The sequence below is a fragment of the Cupriavidus sp. SIMBA_020 genome, assembly GCF_046535395.1.
In the GTDB taxonomy this organism is placed as follows: domain Bacteria; phylum Pseudomonadota; class Gammaproteobacteria; order Burkholderiales; family Burkholderiaceae; genus Cupriavidus; species Cupriavidus campinensis.
On sequence record NZ_JAWRWU010000436.1, the window covers coordinates 1 to 278 of the forward strand.

The following is a 278-nucleotide window of genomic DNA, read 5'->3' on the forward strand; positions in this document are numbered from 1 at the left end:
GCTTCGGTCATGTGGATCATGGTGGGGCCGTGCGAGCCCAGCACCGCGATGCCCAGGGTGTGGCCGATCTCGGATTGCAGCTTGGCGATCTCGGGCATGGCGATGCGCACCGGGTCCAGCCGCTGCAGGCTGACCAGGCCCATCTGCAGGGCGAAGGGGCCCAGTTCGTACTGGCCGGTGATGCTGTCCTGCTGCACCAGGCCGACGCGGATGAAACTGACCAGGTAGGGGTGGGCCTTGGCCGATGTCATGCCGGCGCCGGCGGCCAGGTCGCGCAG

General features: G+C 68.7%; 1 protein-coding gene. It reads right to left on the reverse strand.

The features are described from left to right. Positions 1-278: helix-turn-helix domain-containing protein (locus SB751_RS29935; RefSeq protein ID WP_410749015.1), on the reverse strand; the 278-nt coding region annotated here is incomplete at both ends.